At 67.0% G+C, this 18,449-nt stretch carries 22 protein-coding genes and 2 tRNA genes; 12 read left to right on the plus strand and 12 right to left on the minus strand.

The window, feature by feature from the left end; genetic code table 11:
- From L978_RS11955 to L978_RS11970, 4 genes are all read left to right on the plus strand, one after another.
- The coding region (locus L978_RS11955; RefSeq protein ID WP_047523312.1) for an ERAP1-like C-terminal domain-containing protein at window positions 1-1,218 on the plus strand (1,218 nt) is incomplete at its 5' end.
- Between the two features lie 146 nt (window positions 1,219-1,364).
- On the plus strand, window positions 1,365-2,438 hold the full coding sequence (locus tag L978_RS11960; protein WP_047523314.1) for a mechanosensitive ion channel family protein: 1,074 nt from the start codon (window positions 1,365-1,367) through the stop codon (window positions 2,436-2,438).
- Window positions 2,435-2,884 carry a globin gene (locus tag L978_RS11965; RefSeq protein WP_047523315.1) on the plus strand — a complete coding sequence of 150 codons (450 nt, stop codon included), beginning with the start codon at window positions 2,435-2,437 and terminating at the stop codon, window positions 2,882-2,884. Before L978_RS11960 ends, L978_RS11965 begins: the two co-directional genes overlap by 4 nt.
- Window positions 2,881-4,545 (plus strand): FAD-binding dehydrogenase, encoded by a 1,665-nt coding sequence (locus L978_RS11970; RefSeq protein WP_047523316.1) that lies wholly within the window; start codon window positions 2,881-2,883, stop codon window positions 4,543-4,545. Before L978_RS11965 ends, L978_RS11970 begins: the two co-directional genes overlap by 4 nt.
- Window positions 4,546-4,580: 35 nt before the next feature.
- On the opposite strand, the gene L978_RS11975 is transcribed toward L978_RS11970, so the two are convergent.
- A complete protein-coding gene (locus L978_RS11975) occupies window positions 4,581-5,246 on the minus strand; it encodes a hypothetical protein (protein WP_047523317.1) in 666 nt (221 codons plus the stop codon).
- A 51-nt stretch (window positions 5,247-5,297) separates the two neighbouring features.
- On the opposite strand from L978_RS11975, the gene L978_RS11980 reads away from it, so the two are divergent.
- Window positions 5,298-6,188, plus strand: coding sequence for an acyl-CoA thioesterase (locus L978_RS11980; RefSeq protein WP_052193664.1), 891 nt, complete (start codon window positions 5,298-5,300; stop codon window positions 6,186-6,188).
- A 34-nt stretch (window positions 6,189-6,222) separates the two neighbouring features.
- Here the strand turns inward: L978_RS11980 and L978_RS11985 are convergent, their stop codons facing one another.
- The 4 genes from L978_RS11985 to L978_RS12000 all read right to left on the minus strand — a co-directional run bounded on the left by L978_RS11985 (window position 6,223) and on the right by L978_RS12000 (window position 9,539).
- Window positions 6,223-6,708, minus strand: a complete 486-nt coding sequence (locus L978_RS11985; protein WP_047523318.1) for an acyl-CoA thioesterase — start codon at window positions 6,706-6,708, stop codon at window positions 6,223-6,225.
- A 7-nt stretch (window positions 6,709-6,715) separates the two neighbouring features.
- The gene (ettA, locus tag L978_RS11990; RefSeq protein ID WP_047523319.1) at window positions 6,716-8,395 is read right to left on the minus strand and encodes an energy-dependent translational throttle protein EttA; all 1,680 of its coding nucleotides are present in this window, start codon (window positions 8,393-8,395) and stop codon (window positions 6,716-6,718) included.
- 63 nt (window positions 8,396-8,458) lie between these two features.
- Window positions 8,459-8,947, minus strand: a complete 489-nt coding sequence (locus L978_RS18965) for a DUF6993 domain-containing protein (RefSeq protein ID WP_197055658.1) — start codon at window positions 8,945-8,947, stop codon at window positions 8,459-8,461.
- Window positions 8,948-9,026: 79 nt separating this feature from the next.
- Window positions 9,027-9,539 (minus strand): single-stranded DNA-binding protein, encoded by a 513-nt coding sequence (locus L978_RS12000; protein ID WP_047523320.1) that lies wholly within the window; start codon window positions 9,537-9,539, stop codon window positions 9,027-9,029.
- Between the two features lie 207 nt (window positions 9,540-9,746).
- Between L978_RS12000 and L978_RS12005 the strand changes: the two genes are divergently transcribed.
- Window positions 9,747-10,016 (plus strand): hypothetical protein, encoded by a 270-nt coding sequence (locus L978_RS12005; RefSeq protein WP_047523321.1) that lies wholly within the window; start codon window positions 9,747-9,749, stop codon window positions 10,014-10,016.
- Window positions 10,017-10,061: 45 nt separating this feature from the next.
- Here L978_RS12005 and L978_RS12010 read toward each other — a convergent pair.
- A tRNA-Arg gene (locus L978_RS12010) sits at window positions 10,062-10,134 on the minus strand.
- An 85-nt stretch (window positions 10,135-10,219) separates the two neighbouring features.
- Between L978_RS12010 and orn the strand changes: the two genes are divergently transcribed.
- The 6 genes from orn (at window position 10,220) to L978_RS12040 (ending at window position 12,863) form a co-directional block, all read left to right on the plus strand.
- A complete protein-coding gene (gene orn / locus L978_RS12015; protein ID WP_047523323.1) occupies window positions 10,220-10,846 on the plus strand; it encodes an oligoribonuclease in 627 nt (208 codons plus the stop codon).
- A gap of 36 nt (window positions 10,847-10,882) precedes the next feature.
- Window positions 10,883-10,955, plus strand: a tRNA-His gene (locus L978_RS12020).
- 93 nt (window positions 10,956-11,048) lie between these two features.
- A complete protein-coding gene (locus L978_RS12025) occupies window positions 11,049-11,684 on the plus strand; it encodes a LysE family transporter (protein WP_047523325.1) in 636 nt (211 codons plus the stop codon).
- A gap of 38 nt (window positions 11,685-11,722) precedes the next feature.
- Window positions 11,723-12,070 carry a metallopeptidase family protein gene (locus L978_RS12030; protein ID WP_047523326.1) on the plus strand — a complete coding sequence of 116 codons (348 nt, stop codon included), beginning with the start codon at window positions 11,723-11,725 and terminating at the stop codon, window positions 12,068-12,070.
- The gene (gene clpS, locus L978_RS12035) at window positions 12,067-12,363 is read left to right on the plus strand and encodes an ATP-dependent Clp protease adapter ClpS (protein ID WP_081997037.1); all 297 of its coding nucleotides are present in this window, start codon (window positions 12,067-12,069) and stop codon (window positions 12,361-12,363) included. The genes L978_RS12030 and clpS overlap by 4 nt, the downstream gene beginning before the upstream one ends.
- The gene (locus L978_RS12040) at window positions 12,360-12,863 is read left to right on the plus strand and encodes a DUF2017 family protein (protein ID WP_047523328.1); all 504 of its coding nucleotides are present in this window, start codon (window positions 12,360-12,362) and stop codon (window positions 12,861-12,863) included. The genes clpS and L978_RS12040 overlap by 4 nt, the downstream gene beginning before the upstream one ends.
- A 3-nt stretch (window positions 12,864-12,866) precedes the next feature.
- Here the strand turns inward: L978_RS12040 and L978_RS12045 are convergent, their stop codons facing one another.
- The 6 genes from L978_RS12045 to gatC are packed head-to-tail and all read right to left on the minus strand — an operon-like array spanning window position 12,867 to window position 18,418.
- The gene (locus L978_RS12045) at window positions 12,867-13,448 is read right to left on the minus strand and encodes an aminobenzoate synthetase (protein WP_047523329.1); all 582 of its coding nucleotides are present in this window, start codon (window positions 13,446-13,448) and stop codon (window positions 12,867-12,869) included.
- Window positions 13,432-13,749: a hypothetical protein gene (locus L978_RS12050; protein WP_047523330.1), complete on the minus strand. Its 318-nt coding sequence runs from the start codon at window positions 13,747-13,749 to the stop codon at window positions 13,432-13,434. The genes L978_RS12045 and L978_RS12050 overlap by 17 nt, the downstream gene beginning before the upstream one ends.
- A 37-nt stretch (window positions 13,750-13,786) precedes the next feature.
- On the minus strand, window positions 13,787-15,043 hold the full coding sequence (gene dinB / locus L978_RS12055; RefSeq protein WP_047523331.1) for a DNA polymerase IV: 1,257 nt from the start codon (window positions 15,041-15,043) through the stop codon (window positions 13,787-13,789).
- Window positions 15,044-15,090: 47 nt separating this feature from the next.
- On the minus strand, window positions 15,091-16,605 hold the full coding sequence (gene gatB / locus L978_RS12060; RefSeq protein WP_047523332.1) for an Asp-tRNA(Asn)/Glu-tRNA(Gln) amidotransferase subunit GatB: 1,515 nt from the start codon (window positions 16,603-16,605) through the stop codon (window positions 15,091-15,093).
- Window positions 16,605-18,122, minus strand: coding sequence for an Asp-tRNA(Asn)/Glu-tRNA(Gln) amidotransferase subunit GatA (gene gatA, locus L978_RS12065; protein WP_047523334.1), 1,518 nt, complete (start codon window positions 18,120-18,122; stop codon window positions 16,605-16,607). The genes gatB and gatA overlap by 1 nt, the downstream gene beginning before the upstream one ends.
- Complete coding sequence (gatC, locus tag L978_RS12070) at window positions 18,119-18,418, minus strand: Asp-tRNA(Asn)/Glu-tRNA(Gln) amidotransferase subunit GatC (protein WP_047523335.1); 300 nt, start codon at window positions 18,416-18,418, stop codon at window positions 18,119-18,121. The genes gatA and gatC overlap by 4 nt, the downstream gene beginning before the upstream one ends.
- Window positions 18,419-18,449: the final 31 nt, after the last annotated feature.

Here is an 18,449-nt window from a genome sequence, read left to right on the forward strand (position 1 = left end):
TGGCTCGAGACCGCCGGCGTCAACACGCTCGAGCCGGTCATCGCCGAGGGTGACGACGGCACGATCTCGCGCTTCGCCATCACCCAGACCGCGCCCGCGGACTACCCGACGATCCGTCCTCACCGCCTCGGTATCGGCTTCTACACGCTGACCGACGGCTCGCTCACCCGCACGCATCACCTCGAGGTCGATGTCGACGGGGACCGCACCGAAGTGCCCGAGCTGCACGGCCTCGCCCGACCGGACCTCGTCCTCCTGAACGACAACGACCTCGCTTACGCCAAGATCCGTCTCGACGAGAAGTCGCTCGCGACGGCGATCGCGCACCTGGCGGACATCCACGACCCCCTCGCACGTTCGCTCGTGTGGGGTGCCGCCTGGGACCAGACCCGCGACGCCGAGACCGGTGCATCGGAGTACATCGACCTCGTGCTCGGCAACATCGGCCGCGAGACCGAGTCGACCACCGTGCGCACCACGCTCGCTCAGCTCCGCTCCGCCGCGACGCTGTACGTCGCGCCCGCTGATCGCGAGGCTGCCCGCCTCAAGGTCGCCGACGGCCTGTGGAGCCTCGCAGAGGCAGCGGAGCCCGGCAGCGACAGCCAGCTGCAGTTCGTCACCGCGTTCGCGAACGCCCTGGTCACCCCGGAGCACGCAGGCATCGTCGGACGACTGCGATCCGGAGAGGACACCCTGCCCGGATTGGAGGTCGACGCCGACCTGAACTGGCAGCTCCTCGTCGGCCTCGCCACGATCGGTGCCACGGATGCCGCGACGATCGATGCCGCCCTCGCTTCCGACAACACGGCCAAGGGCGGAGAGTTCGCCGCGCAGGCACGCGCTTCCCTTCCCGACTCGGCGTCCAAGAAGGCGGCGTGGGCATCGCTGATCGAGCGTGACGACGCTCCGAACACGATCGTCCGCTCTGCGGCGCTCGGGTTCACGCATCCGGCAGGTACGGCGGTGCTCGCCGAGTTCGTCCCCGCGTACTTCGACATGCTGCTTCCGGTGTGGGAGTCGCGCAGCTATCAGATCGCGCAGTACCTGATCGTCGGACTCTTCCCGACGGCGCTGGCCGACATCGCGCTGCGCGACGCGACCCGCGCCTGGCTCTCCGCCCACCAGGACGCGGCGCCGGCGCTGCGCCGACTCGTGCTCGAGAACCTGGCGGATGTGGAGCGCGCGCTGGCCGCGCAGGCGCGCGACGCCGAGGACTGATCCCCGACGCATCCGAAACGGAGACCATCCGTCCTGCACTCGGCGTGTCGCTCACCGACACGGCGATAGAGGGACGGATGGTCTCCGTTTTCGTCTGGCGCGCGCACCCAGCCCGCGCAGAGCCCCGATCGCTAGGATCGTGACTGATGATCCTCCCCTTCGCCGACACCGACTCACCCGCGGAGACGCCCCTCCCCGATGGGGTGGAAGCGTTGCTCGCCTGGCTGACGCAGGTCGGCAAGAACGCGCTCACCGTCGCGCTCATCATCGGCAGCTGCATCGTGATCGGCCTGGTGCTCCGTCTCATCATCCGACGGGTCGTGCGTCGCATCGTCGACAGCGCCAAGAACAAGGCCTCGGTCGACGACACGCAGGCACTCGAGCGCTCGCCGCTCGCAGACATGCGACTGGTGCAGCGCACCAGGACACTCGGCACGATCCTGCAGAACATCGTCAACGTGATGCTGGTCGTCATCGCGATCGTGCTCATCGTCAATGCACTGAACTCGTCGCTCCTCGGCTCCCTGACGCTCCTCACGGCCGCCGTCGGTGCCGGATTGGGCTTCGGCGCCCAGAACATCGTGAAAGACGTGCTCAACGGCATGTTCATCGTGGCCGAAGACCAGATCGGCATCGGTGACGTGGTCGACCTCGGCCTGGCGAGCGGGGTCGTGGAGTACGTCAGCGTGCGCATCACCCAGGTGCGCGACGTCAACGGGACCCTCTGGTACGTGCGAAACGGAGAGGTCACCCGCATCGGGAACATGTCTCAGGGCTGGGCGCGATCGATCATCGACATCGGTGTTCCTGCAGACTCCGACCTCGACCTGGTCGAACACACCATGCTGGAGACGGCACAGGGACTCGCGAAAGACCCGAAGTGGCGCACCCGCATCATCGAGAAGCCGGAGCTCTGGGGCCTCGAATCCATCGACGGCGACGCGCTCGTCGTCCGCATCGTGATCAAGGCCCGAGCCAACGCGAAGGACGATGTGGCGCAAGAACTGCGCCGCCGCCTGCGCGCGGCCCTCCTCGAGAAGGAGATCAGCGTCCCGCGGATGGCCGACGTCGTGCCCACCGGCCTCGACGGCGCACGCCGGGTGCGAGGCGCGAACCCGCCCAAGACGCGCCCGAACGCCGTCACCGGCGTTCCCGTCATTCCCGATCGCGGGATCTGGCGGCGCAAGAAGCCCACCGACGACGGGAGTACCCAGAAGTGACGTTCTACGACGAGGTCGGCGGTCACGAGACCTTCCGCAGGATCGTCTCCGTGTTCTACCGCGAGGTCGCACTCGATCCCGTGCTGAAGCCGATGTATCCCGAGGAGGATCTGGGGCCCGCAGAGGATCGGCTCCGCCTCTTCCTCGAGCAGTACTGGGGCGGACCGACGACCTATGGGGAGACCCGCGGGCATCCCCGGCTCCGGATGCGCCACATACCGTTCCACATCGACCCGGACGCCCGGGATCGTTGGCTTCGTCATATGAGGACCGCCGTCGACGAGGCGCAGTTGTCCCCCCTGCACGAATCGACGCTGTGGGACTACCTGGAGCGCGCCGCCTATGCCATGGTGAACACATTCGAGCCGTCGGGCATCGGCGCCGCAGCTGGCGACCGTCCCACGCTCGAGACCCGCTCACGTCAGGAATCAACGGAGAACTCATGACGACAACGCCCCTGTCCACGGATGTCCTGGTGATCGGATGGGGGTTGTCCGGCCTCGTCGCCGCCGCAGAGGCGCTGGATGCGGGGCGGCGTGTCATCCTGATCGATCAGGAGCCGCGCACCAATCTGGGCGGTCAGGCCTGGTGGTCTTTCGGCGGCCTGTTCTTCATCGACTCCCCCGAGCAGAGGCGTCTCGGTATCAGGGACTCGCTCGAGCTCGCGACGCAGGACTGGTTCGGCAATGCCGCCTTCGACCGCCCGGAGGATGAATGGCCACGGCGCTGGGCCGAGGCATACCTGCAGTTCGCGGCCGGTGAGAAGCGCTCCTGGCTGCGTGAACGCGGCGTCGGCTTCTTCCCGGTGGTGGGGTGGGCGGAACGAGGCGGATACGGCGCGATCGGCCCGGGCAACTCCGTGCCACGGTTCCACATCACGTGGGGAACCGGACCCGGGATCGTGGCACCGTTCGCCGCTGCCGTGGAGCAGGGCGAACGTGAGGGGCGCCTGACCGTGCTTCCTCGACACCGCGTGTCGGAACTGATCGTGACGGACGGCACGGTGACGGGTGCGCGCGGCAGCATCCTCGCATCGAGCGGTGCGGAGCGGGGTGAGCCGACCACCCGCGAGGTCATCAGGGAGTTCGAGATCTCAGCGGGTGCCACGATCGTCTCCTCGGGCGGCATCGGTGGCAACCACGACCTCGTCCGCGCCGCGTGGCCGTCGAGGCTCGGCGCGCCGCCCGCGCACATGCTCTCCGGCGTGCCGGCCTACGTCGATGGATCGATGCACGGCGTGAGCGAAGCGGCGGGCGCGCGGCTGATCAACGGTGACCGGATGTGGCACTACGTCGAAGGCATCACGAACTGGGACCCGGTGTGGCCCTCTCACGGCATCCGCATCCTCCCGGGGCCCTCGTCGCTCTGGTTGGATGCCACCGGACGACGTCTGCCGGTTCCGCTGTACCCGGGTTTCGACACCTTGGGCACGCTCGAGCATCTGCGCTCGACAGGGCACGACCACTCCTGGTTCGTGACGTCGCGGCAGATCGTCGAGAAGGAGTTCGCCCTGTCCGGGAGCGAGCAGAACCCCGACCTGACGGGCAAGGATGTCGGGCTGCTGCTCCGTTCACGGCTCGCGAAGGGTCCGACAGGTCCCGTGCAGTCGTTCCTCGACGAGGGCGAGGACTTCATCGTCGAGAACGATCTCGAATCACTCCTGGAGCAGATGCAGCGCCATCCCGGCGGAGAGCTGCTCGACATCGACGCCGTGCGCAAGGAGGTGGTCGCCCGGGATCGTGAGGTGGAGAACGACTTCACCAAGGACGCACAGATCGCGATGCTGCGGTCCATGCGGAACTATCGCGGCGACAAGCTCATCCGCACCGCCGCACCTCATCGGCTGCAAGAGCGCAGCGCCGGCCCGCTCATCGCGGTGAAGCTGCACGTCCTCACGCGGAAGTCGCTCGGCGGCATCAACACCGATCTCGACGGTCGCGCGTTGAACGCTCAGGGCGCACCGATCCCGGGGTTGTTCGCCGCAGGCGAGGCGAGTGGCTTCGGCGGAGGCGGGGTCCATGGCTATCGTGCACTCGAAGGCACGTTCCTGGGCGGCTGTCTCTTCAGCGGTCGTGCAGCCGGACGTGCGGCCGCAGCCGGGAGCTGATCCTCGGGTCTGCGGCGCGTGTCCCCGACGACGTCTCAGCCTGCGGAGCCCGTGTCGCGGACGCCCGTGAGTCCGGAGGCGATCGGACCTCGCACCAGGACATGACCGCGGCGGAAGGACAGCCGGGTCCACCGACCGGACCGGGTGACGGGCACCTGTTCGTCCCCGGAGATGAAACCCATGGCGTCGGCGGCGAAGGCGATGCCACGCGGCAGTCCGCCCAGCTCCTCATCCGGTTCCCCCCAGATCGCTGCGCGAAGAGCCCGGACGGCTTCCTCGCCCGATCCTGCACCCGCGCCGCGAGCCACTGCGGAGATCCCCCACTGCGCGCGCTGCGCAATGGTCGAGGCCGGGAGCGCGGAGGCCTGCTCCCATCCGGAGCGGGGCGGTGCGACGCCGGCCCACGCAGGCGAGAGTCCCGTGTCCGGGAACGCGAGCTGGGCCTGCTCGTCCGTCGTGGTGAGCTGATCCACGACGACATCGCAGCGGAGTTCCGGGTCAGCATGCACGATACGCATGGCGAGGATCGTCGGAGTCTGGTCGAAGAGACCGTGCGGCGCCAGCGCGGCGGTGGTCAGCGCGAGGACGCCGTTCGCTGCCTGCAGCCGCACCCCGTCGTCCGTGATCCGGGTCGCTCGACCGACGAAAGTGAGGACATCCTTCGCGGTGTCCGGGTCGGCGAGGAGGAGGTGATGCGGCACGCGTTCTAAACTACCAACGGAGCGGCGTGTGCGGTCGCGGGGAAGGAACATATGAGCGCGAAGGACCATGCCGTCCGGACCGTCGAGCGGCTGCGTGAGATCCTCGATCTCGATGCGACGCAGGCACGGACCACGGAGGACATCTTCACGGGTTCGTCGCATCCCATGCCGAGTGGACGCATCTACGGCGGTCAAGTCCTCGCGCAAGCGCTCCTCGCCGCCGAACGCACACTTCCCGAAGACCGGGCTGTGCACTCGATGCACGGCTATTTCCTGCGCCCCGGCGACGCGAGTCAGGGAATCACGATCGCCGTCGATCGGATCCACGACGGCCGTTCCTTCTCGACCCGGAGGGCGCAGGCCTATCAGAACGGCGTGCCGATCTTCTCGATGATCGCGTCGTTCCAAGACGGTGATCCCGGCGTGGAGCACGCCGAGCCGATGCCGGAGGGCATCCCTTCCCCGGAGGAGCTCACGCCGGACGAGGAGCGCGTTCACGGCCTTCCCGAGGGCACCACGCGCATGTTGAGCGAACGCGCTGCCGACATCCGGCACGTCGACTCTCCGCTGTATCTGCCGAGTGACGACCAGCGTGTCGCGCGCCAGGCGGTGTGGATGCGTCTGCGTGCACCACTCCCCGACGATCAGCGCCTGCACCGTGCCGCGCTCGCCTACCTCAGCGACATGACGATCCAGGAGTCGATCCTCCGCGCGCACGGCGTGTACTGGGCGTTGCCCGGGTTGAAGGTCGCGAGCCTGGACCACGCGATGTGGTGGCACCGTCCCGCCCGTGTGGATGAGTGGCTGCTGTATGTCCAGGAGTCCCCGAACGCCCGCGGTGGCCGCGGGCTCGCCACCGGACGGATCTACACACGCGATGGCTCTCTTGCGGCGAGCGTCGCGCAGGAGATCATGATTCGCGTCCCTGAAGACGCCTCCTGACGCCGCCCCGGCCTCGCGCTGTTCCGCGGGGGCCTCAGCGGTGGGAGTACTCGATAGATGGGCCCACGTAGGGCTCCCAGGCGTCACGCATCTCCGGGGTGAGCCGGGTCGGGCGCCCGGTCTGCGCATCGACGAGCACGATGATCGCGGTCGACCGCGCGTAGATCTGACGGGGCGCGGCGGTGGGGTCGTTGTGGACTTCGTAGCAGACTTCGACGCTGGAGCCGCCGAGCTTGCCGAACCACATCTGGACTTCGAGAGGTCGGCGTTGATAGGGCACCGGTGCGAGATACTCGATCTCCTGGCGGGCGATGAGGGTCAGGATGCCCTCGTCGATGCCGGAATCGAGCACCGCCGTGGACGGCGCCTCTTCGCCGGGGCCCGCCCGCCAGAATGCCCGCACGCGAGCCTCCTCGAGCAGTTTCAGCATCGAGGTGTTGTTCACGTGGTTGAAGGCATCCAGATCCCCCCAGCGAAGGTGGATCGGGATGTGCAGGCGGGTCCCCGGCGACGTAGACATCGCGGTCTCAGTCGCGCGTCAACTTGCGGTGCGTCGACCGGTGCGGCTTCGCGGCGTCCGGTCCGAGGCGCTCGATCTTGTTCTCCTCATAGGCCTCGAAGTTGCCCTCGAACCAGTACCACTGGTCGGGCTTCTCGTCGGTGCCCTCGTACGCCAGGATGTGCGTCGCGATGCGGTCGAGGAACCACCGGTCGTGAGTGATCACCACGGCGCATCCGGGGAACTCGAGCAGAGCGTTCTCGAGCGAGCTCAGCGTCTCGACGTCGAGGTCGTTGGTCGGCTCGTCGAGCAGCAGCAGGTTGCCACCTTCCTTGAGCGTCAGAGCGAGGTTCAGACGGTTGCGCTCACCGCCCGAGAGAACGCCGGCCTTCTTCTGCTGATCGGGCCCCTTGAAGCCGAACTTCGAGACGTAGGCACGCGAAGGGATCTCCGTCTTGCCGACGGTGATGAAGTCCAGGCCGTCGGAAACGACCTCCCACAGCGTCTTGTTCGGATCGATGTTGGCGCGAGACTGGTCGACATAGCTGATCTTGACCGTCTCACCGATCTTCAGGTCACCACCGTCGAGCGGCTCGAGTCCCACGATCGTCTTGAAGAGCGTGGTCTTTCCCACACCGTTCGGTCCGATCACGCCGACGATGCCGTTCGGCGGAAGGCTGAAGCTCAGCCCGTCGATGAGTGAACGCCCGTCGAATCCCTTCTTGAGGTTCTTCGCCTCGATGACGACCGTGCCGAGACGCGGACCCGCCGGGATCTGGATCTCCTCGAAGTCGAGCTTTCTGGTGCGCTCCGCCTCCGAGGCCATCTCCTCGTAGCGAGCCAGGCGAGCCTTCGACTTGGTCTGACGGCCCTTGGCGCTGGACCGCACCCACTCCAGCTCCTCCTTGAGGCGCTTGGCGAGCTTCGCGTCCTTCTTGCCCTGGATCTCGAGGCGCTCGCCCTTCTTCTCCAGATAGGTCGAGTAGTTGCCCTCGTAGCCGATGAGACGACCGCGGTCGACCTCGGCGATCCACTCAGCGACGTGGTCCAGGAAGTACCGGTCGTGGGTGATCGCGATCACCGCGCCCTTGTACGCCTGCAGGTGCTGCTCGAGCCAGAGCACGCTCTCGGCATCGAGGTGGTTCGTGGGCTCGTCGAGGAGCAGGAGGTCGGGCTTCTGCAGGAGCAGCTTCGCCAGCGCGACACGGCGCTTCTCACCACCGGAGAGCGGGGCGATCGCGGCGTCAGCGGGAGGAGTGCGCAGCGCATCCATAGCCTGATCGAGCTGGGAGTCGAGGTCCCACCCGTCGGCGGCATCGATCTCTTCCTGCAATGTGCCCATCTCGGCGAGGAGGGCATCGAAGTCGGCGTCGGGCTCGGCCATGAGCGCGGAGATCTCGTTGAACCGGTCGAGCTTCGCCTTGATGGCGATCCCGTCCTGGATGTTCTCGATCACCGTCTTCGACTCGTCGAGTTCCGGCTCCTGCATCAGAATGCCCACCGAATAACCCGGGGAGAGCTTCGCCTCACCGTTCGAGGGGGTGTCGAGACCGGCCATGATCTTGAGGATCGTGGACTTTCCGGCGCCGTTCGGACCCACCATGCCGATCTTTGCTCCGGGCAGGAACGCCATGGTCACGTCGTCGAGGATGAGCTTCTCGCCCACCGCCTTGCGCGCACGCACCATCGAGTAGATGTACTCAGCCACCGAAAACCGCTCCTTCTGTTGGCGTCGAAGATCGACACCCCAGCCTACCGGCCCCTCGGCCTGTCACCAGTCGATCGGGCGCGTGGTGCCGACGAGACACCGCCCCTCGGCGAGTTGCGGCATCACGGTCGCGACGACCTGACCCGTGGACGGTCCGACTTGTCCGACCAGGCAGGCTTCATCACCCCATCGCACGGAGAACTGAAGGCTCTCCGCCGGATTGCCCACCGTCGTCTGGTCCTGAGTCACCTGCATGGCGTCGCGATCGAAGCCGGCCTCGACCAGGGCATCCACGTATGCCCGGCCGGAACCACGCTGATCGGTCGCCCACACGCGCTCAGCGACCGCCGTGAAGACAGGAAGGTTCTCTTCGGCCGTGCCATCGGGAACCAGCGCCGGTTCGGGAACGGGCGTGGGGCCCGCCGACACCTGAGCCGTCGGAGAGGCGGAAGGCTCAGGTGTCGGCGCGCAACCGGCGAACAGGAGGACGGCAGCGACCGAAGCCACCACGCAGGCCGTGCGCGCCGGTGAGAAGACCGTTCGACGAATCACGTGCCGAGTCTACGGCTCCTGTCGAAGCGCCTCGGTACGTCACGGAGATCCCGCGTCGTCGTGGGAGTCACGTGCGAGCTCACCGCACCGCTTCCGTCGTGGCGCTCGACTCCGTCCAGGAGAGATCGAACGGAGTCATCTCCTCGCCGCCGACGGGCTCGTCGTCTCGAAGCTCTTCGGCCGGCGACATGGACCGGTCGCTGTGGACAGCGTGCAGGCCCGGCTCCGCAGTCGGGCGGGCGCGCGGTCGATACGCCGTCGTCCCCCAACGCAGATCGTGTCCGATCGCATCGGCCTCGATATCGACACTCGTGCCGTGCTTGCCGTTGCTCTCCCACTCGCGGATCTTCAATCGTCCGGTGACGATCACGCTGTCACCGGTGCGCAGTGAGGCCCTCACGTTCTCACCGAGCTGCCGGAACGCCGCGACGGAGAACCAGTTCGTCCCGGAATCCGTCCACTCCTGCGTCGCCGGGTCGAACCGCCGGTGGGTGCTCGCGAGACGGAAGTTCGTCACGGGTACACCGCCGCCCGTCTGCCCCTGCGTCGGATCCGTGGCGACTCGTCCCACGATGGTCAGCGTGTCGATCATGTCCTGTCCTTCCGGTGGCCGGACGCGTGTCGTCCGGGTCTCCAGCCTGCATCCGCGACCGCGACTCGATAGCTCGGAATCACGCGAAACGTGCACCGATCGCGTCCCGAGCCTGTCAGTGCAGAAAGGGCCGATCAGGCCGCGTGTCGGAGCGGAGATCGAATGTCGGAGGTCGGTCATATCTTCGAAGGAGCGAAAGGAGTTCCGATGTCCGACAACCTGATCACTGCCCTCCCCGACGTTCCGTACGCAACGCCTCGGCTCTCTTCCAGCCGTGAGCACCTCGTGCGTGCCGCAGATCACCTCTGGCGCGTGCAGGATCGGAGGGAGCACGTCCTGGGGCATCTCAGGATCACGGCCGATCCGCTCGGGCTCCGGTATCGCGCCGAGCGCCTGCACCTGGCCACGGGCTCTTTTCGCGTCGTCGGCGAGTTCTGGAACGTGGACGACGCCGTTGCTGCGCTGCGCCACTCGTGAGGCACGGACGACACCTGCCGACAGCTCTGGCTGACGCAGTCGAAGTGCCCCCGGCAGGATTCGAACCTGCGACCAAGAGATTAGAAGGCTCCTGCTCTATCCCCTGAGCTACGGAGGCGCACGCGTATAGAGTATCGCGGTCGTGCGGCCTTGCACGAAGCCCGCCACGTCAGCGATGTCGGGGCCGTCGATAGGATGGCCGCATGGTAACTGCGTCCGAGAACGACCGTCTCGTATGGATCGACTGCGAGATGACGGGTCTCGATCTGGCGGTCGATGAGCTCGTCGAGATAGCCGTCGTCATCACCGACTTCGAGCTCAACCCTGTCGATCCCGGCTTCCAGGTGGTGATTCGCCCCAGCGCGGACGCTCTCGCGCACATGAACGACTTCGTCACGAAGATGCATGAGACCTCGGGCCTGATCGATGAGATCGCCGGCGGTGTCTCCGTGGAGGAGGCCGAGTCGCAGACCCTCGCCTACATCAAGCGCTTCGTGCCGCTGGAGCGCAAAGCGCCGCTCGCCGGCAACACGATCGGGACAGACCGGATGTTCCTCGCCAAGTACATGCCACAGGTCGACCAGTGGTTGCACTACCGGAACGTCGACGTGTCCAGCGTCAAAGAGCTCTCGCGACGCTGGTACCCGCGTGTGTTCTTCCAAGCGCCGACGAAAGACGGCGGGCACCGTGCGCTCGCTGACATCCTGGAGTCGATCCGAGAGCTCCGTTACTACCGCGAAGCGGTCTTCGTCGATGAGCCGGGACCGTCCAGCGACGAAGCACGAGAGATCTCGACCCGCACGGTGTCAGAGTTCACTCCGAACATGTAATAGACTCGTATGGTTGCCCGCTCCGGTGGGCGCATGGTGGGTATAGCTCAGCTGGTAGAGCGCTGGCTTGTGGTGCCGGATGTCGCGGGTTCGAGTCCCGTTACTCACCCTCAGGAAGAAGGCCCGGGTCGAATGATCCGGGCCTTCTTCGTCCCCTCGTGAACAAGCCGGGCACGTCACCCCGAAGCTCTAGACTGACCTCGTGTCACTCGCGGTCTGGTTCTCGTTGCTGACCGCGTCCGTCGTGATCAGCCTCACGCCCGGTGCGGGCGCCATCAACACCATGTCCAACGCCATGAGCCAAGGGTGGCGGCGCTCGATCTGGGGCATCATCGGCCAGCAGATCGCTCTGGTCGTCCACGTGGCGATCGTCGCTGCCGGCGTCGGTCTCCTCGTCTCACGCTCGGAACTCCTTTTCAACGCCATCCGCTATGCCGGAGCCGCCTACCTCGTCTTCCTCGGGGTACGGCTCCTGCTCGCCCGGCCCGCTGCGGTCAACGTCGATGTCGACGCCCCGGCCCCGATCGACCTCCGTGAGAGCCACTGGTCGATGATCCGACGGGGGTTCTGGGTGAACCTCTTGAACCCCAAGGCGATCGTCTTCTTCCTGGCGTTCATCCCCCAGTTCGTGCGGCTCGATGAACCGCCACTCCCCCAGTACCTCACCTTGATCGCCACCGTGGTCGTGGTCGACGTGATCGTCATGTGGGGGTTCTTCGCAGCTGCCGCACGGCCCTTCCGACGTCTGACGGCGTCCGCGCGTGGACAACGTGTACTCAACGTGGTCTTCGGAACGCTGTTCATCGCCGTCGCCGGTGTCCTCGTCGTCGTGCACTGAGCGGGCGCCGGGCGGCTACCGCCTCTAGGCTGGATGCGATGGAAATGAACGCCGACGCCTTCGAAGAGCTCGTGATCGACGAGCTCGACCGGCTCCCCGATGACATGGTCGAGGGGCTGGAGAACATCGTGTTCGTCGTCGAAGATCGCCCGGAGGACGGCAGCCTCGATCTTCTCGGTCTCTACGACGGTCTGGCCCTCACCGAGCGCACCCAGTACGGCATGGGCGAGCTCCCCGACCGCATCGTGGTCTACCGTGACCCGCACCTGGCACAGTGCGATTCCGAAGACGAACTCCGCGATGAGATCCACACCACACTGGTGCACGAGATCGCCCACTTCTACGGCATCGACGACGAGCAGCTGCATGAGATGGGATGGGCATGACGACACCGGCTGCGCTTCCCGAGCTCGACGAGACCACCGATCTTCGCGCCGCTCCCCTCGAGCCGTGGCAGGTCGTCGTCTGGAACGACCCGGTGAATCTCATGAGCTACGTGGTGCGCGTGTTCCGGACGTACTTCGGCTACTCGATCGACCATGCCACCGCACTCATGCTCGCCGTCCACCACGAAGGCCATGCGGTGGTCGCGACCGGCCCCAGAGAGACGATGGAGGTCCATGCCCGGGCGATGCACGACTTCGGGCTCTGGGCGACAGTCCGGAAGGCGGCATCGTGACCGCTGAGCGCATCCTTCAGGAGATGACGTTGATCGAGGCGTTCCACCTCGCGCGACTGGTGGACGACTTCGTGGAACTCGTCACCGATTCCCGGGACATCGCTGACCCCGCCGTCGATCGGCTGACTCCGACCCCGTATCCGGAGGACTCGGACGCGGCGGCGGAGTTCAGCGTCGCGACGAGAGACGAGCTTCTCGACCGTCGCCTCGCCGACGCCCGCATCGTACGGTCGGCTCTCGGCACACTGCCCCCGGACTCCGACGCGCTCACGGAGGAAACGGCTCTCACGACGCGAGAGGTGTTCGTGTCCATCGAGAGCATCGACGCCTGGCTGCGCACGCTCACTGCCATCCGTCTCGTCATCGCCACCCGACTGGGCATCACCTCCGACGAGGACCCCGGCGGAGACGATCGCCACGGCATCTACGACTGGCTGGGTTATCGCCTGGATCTGCTGATCCACGCTGCGGATGAGGCCGAAGGACTTCCGATCGACTGACCGCTACGGGACCTCGACGATGCGCGTCGCGAGCGCGCGTGGGTCGTCTCGGTCGATGTGGCGTCGCTCCTGAGCGGCCCATCGGTCCCAATGCGGGCGATAGGTGTCGCCATCACGGGCGAGCGCGCGCCTCTTCCGGGATTCTTCCGTCGATTCGACCCAGATCCGGACGTCGGCGAGGCCTGCGGTCGACGGCCGCAGGATCCCGCTGCCCTCGACGATCACGCCGAGAGCAGGGTCGACGGCGTGGCTCTCGGCCTCGGTCTCCGCTTCCCAATCCCAGCGCCGCCAGGTCCCCAGGTACCCCCGTCCGTGCGGGCGCAGAATCCACTCGAGAGCGCGTTCCGCGCCCTGATCGAGCCCGTCCCAGCCCGGGTAGATCGAGTCGAGCGCGACGAGCTGCACGTGGCCGAGCACAGGCCAGCGCCGCACGAGCCGCGCAGCGAGGGAAGACTTGCCGGCACCGCTGCCGCCGTCGATGAGGACGACCGGGTTGGCCGCAGCCAGTGATCGGATGTCCTGCGCGATCAGGGTCGCCGCATGCTCGAGTGCTGCCGCGACCGGGTCGTCACTTCTTGAGGGCACGGATGATACGTGCGAACGCTCGTCCGGCGACCCAGACGAACGGCACGGCCACAACGAGCAGAGTGACGATGTTGGGCTCGAAGCGCAGGCCCTCTTCACGCCGCACGTAGACACCGACCGGAACGGAAACGCCTCCGCCTCCACCGCCTTCGGCGCCGTCCCCACTCCCCCCGCCGAATCCCGAATAGGTGAACGCGACCGGCGTGATGCTCACCCCATCCACGTCCTGCGGCTCTCCATACGCGCTCTTCACGCCGAAGGACGCAGCTTGCTTTCCGAGTTCCAGTGCAATGTTCGGCATAAGCCCACGGTAGTCGAGGAACGCCGAGCGTGTGGGATCAATCCACGCCGTGCGCCTTGGGATGTTGGGCCGCGCCTCGCCCTTCACCGCGTCCGATGTGCCGTGCGCGGCTGATCGTCGTCGAGCCGAAACGAGCCATGGCTTCATCGACCGCGCCTTCGACCTTGCGCCAGTCCTCGTCGTCGTCCCAGAGTGCCATTCCCGCGCCACCGGCAGGTCGCAGATTCTCTGCCCGAACCCCCACGAGACGGACGGGGTCGCGTCGGTCGATCTGCTCGAAGAGCGTCTGTGCCGCCTCGCCGATCCGCTGTCCGACTGCCGTGGGCTCCGTCAGAGTATGGGATCTGTTCACGGTGCGGAAGTCGTCGAATCGGATCTTGATCGCGACGGTCGACGCCTCCCAGCCGGCGCGTCGAAGCCGGACCGCGACCCGGTCGGCCAGACGCAGCAGTTCGGCACGGAGGAACGGCCGGTCCAGGATGTCCGTGTCGAAGGTCTCCTCATGGCCGATGCTCTTCTCCACTCGCTCCGTATCGACAGCTCGAGGGTCTTCTCCGCGGGCGAGTTGTCTGAGGCGGGCCCCGAGCGCGGCTCCGACGGCACGATCGATCATCTCCGTCGGCGCGTCGCGGACGTCCTGCACCGTGCGGATACCGCGTGCTTCGAGCGCCTCCGCAGCTTTCGGTCCCACTCCCCACATCGCACGTACGGGCCGAGGCGCGAGGAAGTCGAGGGTGTCGTCGCGCGCGACGATGAGCATCCCGTCGGGCTTGGCGATCGTCGAAGCCATCTTGGCGACATGCTTGGTCGCCGCGACGCCCACGCTGCACGTGATGCCGACCTCGTCGCGCACACGTTCTCGAATCAGCTCGGCGATGCGCGCCGGGCTCCCCCACAGACGCCGCACGCCCTGCACATCGAGGAAGGCCTCGTCCACGGAAAGCGGCTCGACGAGCGGCGTGAACGACTCGAAGATCGCCATGACCTGTCGGGATACCTCTTGGTAGCGCGCGAAGTGCGGCGGGACGATGCGCGCAGACGGACACAGACGCAGCGCCTGCGACACCGGCATCGCGGCGCGCACGCCGTATCGACGGGCCTCGTACGAGGCGCTCGAGACGACGGAACGGCCATCCGGTGCACCGATGATCAGCGGCAGACCCCGGAGCGTGGCGTCATCCAGCACCTCGACGGCCGCATAGAACGCGTCCATGTCGACGTGCAGGATACGCGTGCCGGTATCTTCCGCGCCCGCGTCGGAGACGATCCGCCCTCTGCCGTCACCGTGTCCCATGCGAGGATTCTCCCCCGAGCCTCAGACATGAGGCCCGGGGGCGCGCGCTACTGCGCCGCGCGCTCGAGGATGAGCTCACGGACGCGCGCGGCATCCGCCTGGCCCTTCATCGCCTTCATGACCGCTCCGATGACCGCTCCGGCCGCCTGCACCTTGCCGTCCTTGATCTTCGCCATCACGTCAGGCTGTGCCGCCAGAGCTTCGTCGATCGCCGCGATCAGCGCGCCGTCATCAGACACCACCGCGAGCCCGCGGGCATCCACGACCTCCTGCGGAGTGCCTTCACCGGCGATCACGCCTTCGAGTACCTGGCGGGCGAGCTTGTCGGTGAGCGTACCCGCGTCGACGAGCCGCTGCAGAGCAGCGACGTTGTCCGGGCTGATCAGCGCGGTGGCGTCCTGGTCCTGGGCGTTGGCGATGCGAGTGATCTCACCGGTCCACCACTTGCGTGCGGTGGCGGGTGTCGCCCCCGCGGTGATCGTCGCCTCGACGACCTCGAGCAGGCCGCCGTTGCGGACGTCCTGGAACTCCAGATCGGTGAATCCCCATTCCGTCATCAGACGACGGCGGCGAGCCACCGGTTGCTCGGGAAGAGCCGCACGCAGCTCCTCGACCAGCTCGGCGGCCGGTTCCACGGGCAGCAGGTCAGGCTCCGGGAAGTACCGGTAATCATCGGCGTCCGACTTCGGGCGCCCCGGAGAGGTGGTCCCGGTGTCCTCGTGCCAGTGACGCGTCTCCTGGGTGATCGTGCCGCCGTCGGCGAGGATCTGCGCCTGGCGCTGGATCTCGTACCGCACGGCCCGCTCCACGGAGCGCATCGAGTTGACGTTCTTCGTCTCGGTGCGAGTGCCGAGCTCGTCGGTGCCACGTCGACGCAGCGAGACGTTCGCGTCGCAACGCAGGTTGCCCCGCTCCAGTCGCGCTTCGGAGATGCCGAGGCCACGCACGATGTCGCGGATCGCCTGCACGTAGGCCTTGGCGACCTCCGGTGCACGGTGCTCGGTGCCGTAGATGATGTTCGTCACGATCTCGACCAGCGGGACACCCGCCCGGTTGTAGTCGACCAGCGAGTACTCGGCCCCCTGGATGCGTCCGGTCGCCCCACCCATGTGAGTGAGCTTGCCGGCGTCCTCCTCCATGTGCGCGCGCTCGATCGGGATCGTGATGAGCGTGCCGTCCTCGAGCTCGACCTCGACCGACCCGTCATAGGCGATCGGCTCGTCGTACTGCGAGATCTGGTAGTTCTTGCCGAGATCCGGGTAGAAGTAGTTCTTGCGGGCGAACCGGCTCGACTCCGCGATCGAGCAGCCGAGGGCGAGACCCAGGCTGATCGAGGAACGGATCGCCGTCTCGTTCACGACCGGCAGCGAGCCGGGGAGACCGAGATCCACGGGAGCGATGAGAGTGTTCGGTTCCGCGGCGTGGTAGGCCTCGTTGGCCGGGTTGGGCGCGTCGGAGAACATCTTCGTGTTCGTGTTGAGTTCGACGTGCACCTCGAAACCGAGGACCGGCTCGAACAGCTCGAGCGCCTTGTCGAAGTCCATGAGCTTGGCGGCGGCCATCAGCGGGTCCCTCCTGCGAGCTGGGGTGCGCGGGTGAGCAACGGAGCGCCCCACGAATCGACGAGCAACGTCTCCAACGCGGCGCCGACGCGATACAGGCGCGCGTCCTCACGCGCAGGAGCGATGAACTGGATGCCGACGGGCAGCCCGTCCTCGTCGGCGAGACCGCTCGGGATCGAGATGCCGGGGACGCCGGCGAGGTTGACCGGAATCGTGGTGATGTCGTTGAGGTACATCTGCAGCGGATCGTCGACCTTCTCGCCGATCTTGAACGCCGTGGTCGGAGCCGAGGGCGTCGCGATCACGTCCACCTCCGCAAAGGCGTTCGCGAAGTCCTGCTGGATGAGCGTGCGGACCTTCTGCGCACTCCCGTAGTAGGCGTCGTAGTATCCGGCGGAGAGCGCGTACGTGCCGAGGATGATGCGGCGCTTCACCTCGTCGCCGAAACCGGCATCGCGCGTCGCGGACATCACATCCTCGACCGTGGGCGTGCCGTCGGGAGTCACGCGCAGGCCGAAGCGCACGGAGTCGAACTTCGCCAGGTTGCTCGATGCCTCCGCCGGCAGGATGAGGTAATAGGCGGCCACGCCGTACTCGAAGTGCGGAGCACCGATCTCGACGATCTCCGCTCCCTGCGCCTCCATCATCGCGAGTGCGCTGCGGAACGACGCTGCCACACCGGGCTGGAATCCACTGTCGGGCAGTTCACGGATGACGCCGACCTTGAGTCCCTTGAGGACGTCCCCTCGCGCGCCTTCGCGCGCCGCCTCGGCGAACGACGGCCATTCGTCACGCAGGGAGGTGGAATCCTTCGGGTCGTGCCCGGCGATCACATCGTGCAGCAGCCCCGAGTCGAGGACCGTTCTCGAGACCGGACCGACCTGGTCGAGGCTGGATGCGAGAGCGATCGCGCCGTACCGGCTCACGCCGCCGTAGGTCGGCTTGACGCCCACGGTGCCCGTGACGTGCGCGGGCTGCCGGATCGAGCCACCGGTGTCCGAGCCCAGGGCCAGCGGAGCTTCGAAAGCCGCCACCGCCGCGGCCGAGCCACCGCCCGAGCCGCCCGGGATGCGGTCGAGGTCCCACGGATTGCGAGTGGGGCCGTATGCCGAGTGCTCGGTGGACGATCCCATCGCGAACTCGTCCATGTTGGTCTTGCCCAGCGGCACCAGTCCCGCCGCCCGCGAACGGGCGACGACGGTCGCGTCGTACGGCGAGCGGTATCCCTCGAGGATGCGCGAACCACTGGTGGTGGGCTGATCGGTCGTGACGAGGACATCCTTGATGGCCAGCGGCACACCGGCCAGCGGGCCGAGTGTCTCACCCGCGGCACGACGGGCATCGATCGCCGCCGCGGCCTCGAGGGCACCCTCGTTGACATGCAGGAACGCGTGGACGTCGCCGTCGACCGCGGTGATGCGATCGAGATGGGCCTGCGTCGCTTCGACGCTCGACACCTCGCCCGCGACCAGCTTCGCGGCGAGATCGGCCGCGTTCAGTCCGATGATGTCGCTCACTGCTCTTCTCCCAGGATCGCGGTGACGCGGAAACGGCCGTCGGCGGCGTCGGGCGCATTCTGCAGTACCTGCTCGTGCGTGAGCGTCTGTCCGACGACGTCGGGACGGAACACGTTGCTCAGCGGGATCGGGTGGCTCGTCGCGACGATGTCAGCGGTGGCGACCTCCGACACCTTGGCGATGTTGTCGACGATGGCGTCGAGCTGGCCCGTGAGCCGCGTCACCTCGTCGTCGTTCAGCTGGATGCGCGCGAGCACGCCGAGATGGCGTACAAGATCAGGGGTGATTTCAGACACCCCTTCAGTCTAGTTGGCGCGTTCCCCGGTC

This window comes from Microbacterium sp. ZOR0019 (assembly GCF_000800925.1).
Classification (GTDB): Bacteria; Actinomycetota; Actinomycetes; order Actinomycetales; family Microbacteriaceae; genus Microbacterium; species Microbacterium aurugineum.

Bases quoted from the DNA above. Each gene is read 5' to 3' on its own strand.
- L978_RS11960 (WP_047523314.1), top strand. From the start codon at position 1,365: ATGATCCTCCCCTTCGCCGACACCGACTCACCCGCGGAGACGCCCCTC.
- L978_RS11970 (WP_047523316.1), top strand. From the start codon at position 2,881: ATGACGACAACGCCCCTGTCCACGGATGTCCTGGTGATCGGATGGGGG.
- L978_RS11980 (WP_052193664.1), top strand. From the start codon at position 5,298: ATGAGCGCGAAGGACCATGCCGTCCGGACCGTCGAGCGGCTGCGTGAG.
- L978_RS11985 (WP_047523318.1), bottom strand. From the start codon at position 6,708: ATGTCTACGTCGCCGGGGACCCGCCTGCACATCCCGATCCACCTTCGC.
- L978_RS12000 (WP_047523320.1), bottom strand. From the start codon at position 9,539: ATGATCGACACGCTGACCATCGTGGGACGAGTCGCCACGGATCCGACG.
- L978_RS12005 (WP_047523321.1), top strand. From the start codon at position 9,747: ATGTCCGACAACCTGATCACTGCCCTCCCCGACGTTCCGTACGCAACG.
- orn (WP_047523323.1), top strand. From the start codon at position 10,220: ATGGTAACTGCGTCCGAGAACGACCGTCTCGTATGGATCGACTGCGAG.
- L978_RS12030 (WP_047523326.1), top strand. From the start codon at position 11,723: ATGGAAATGAACGCCGACGCCTTCGAAGAGCTCGTGATCGACGAGCTC.
- clpS (WP_081997037.1), top strand. From the start codon at position 12,067: ATGACGACACCGGCTGCGCTTCCCGAGCTCGACGAGACCACCGATCTT.
- L978_RS12050 (WP_047523330.1), bottom strand. From the start codon at position 13,749: ATGCCGAACATTGCACTGGAACTCGGAAAGCAAGCTGCGTCCTTCGGC.
- dinB (WP_047523331.1), bottom strand. From the start codon at position 15,043: ATGGGACACGGTGACGGCAGAGGGCGGATCGTCTCCGACGCGGGCGCG.
- gatB (WP_047523332.1), bottom strand. From the start codon at position 16,605: ATGGCCGCCGCCAAGCTCATGGACTTCGACAAGGCGCTCGAGCTGTTC.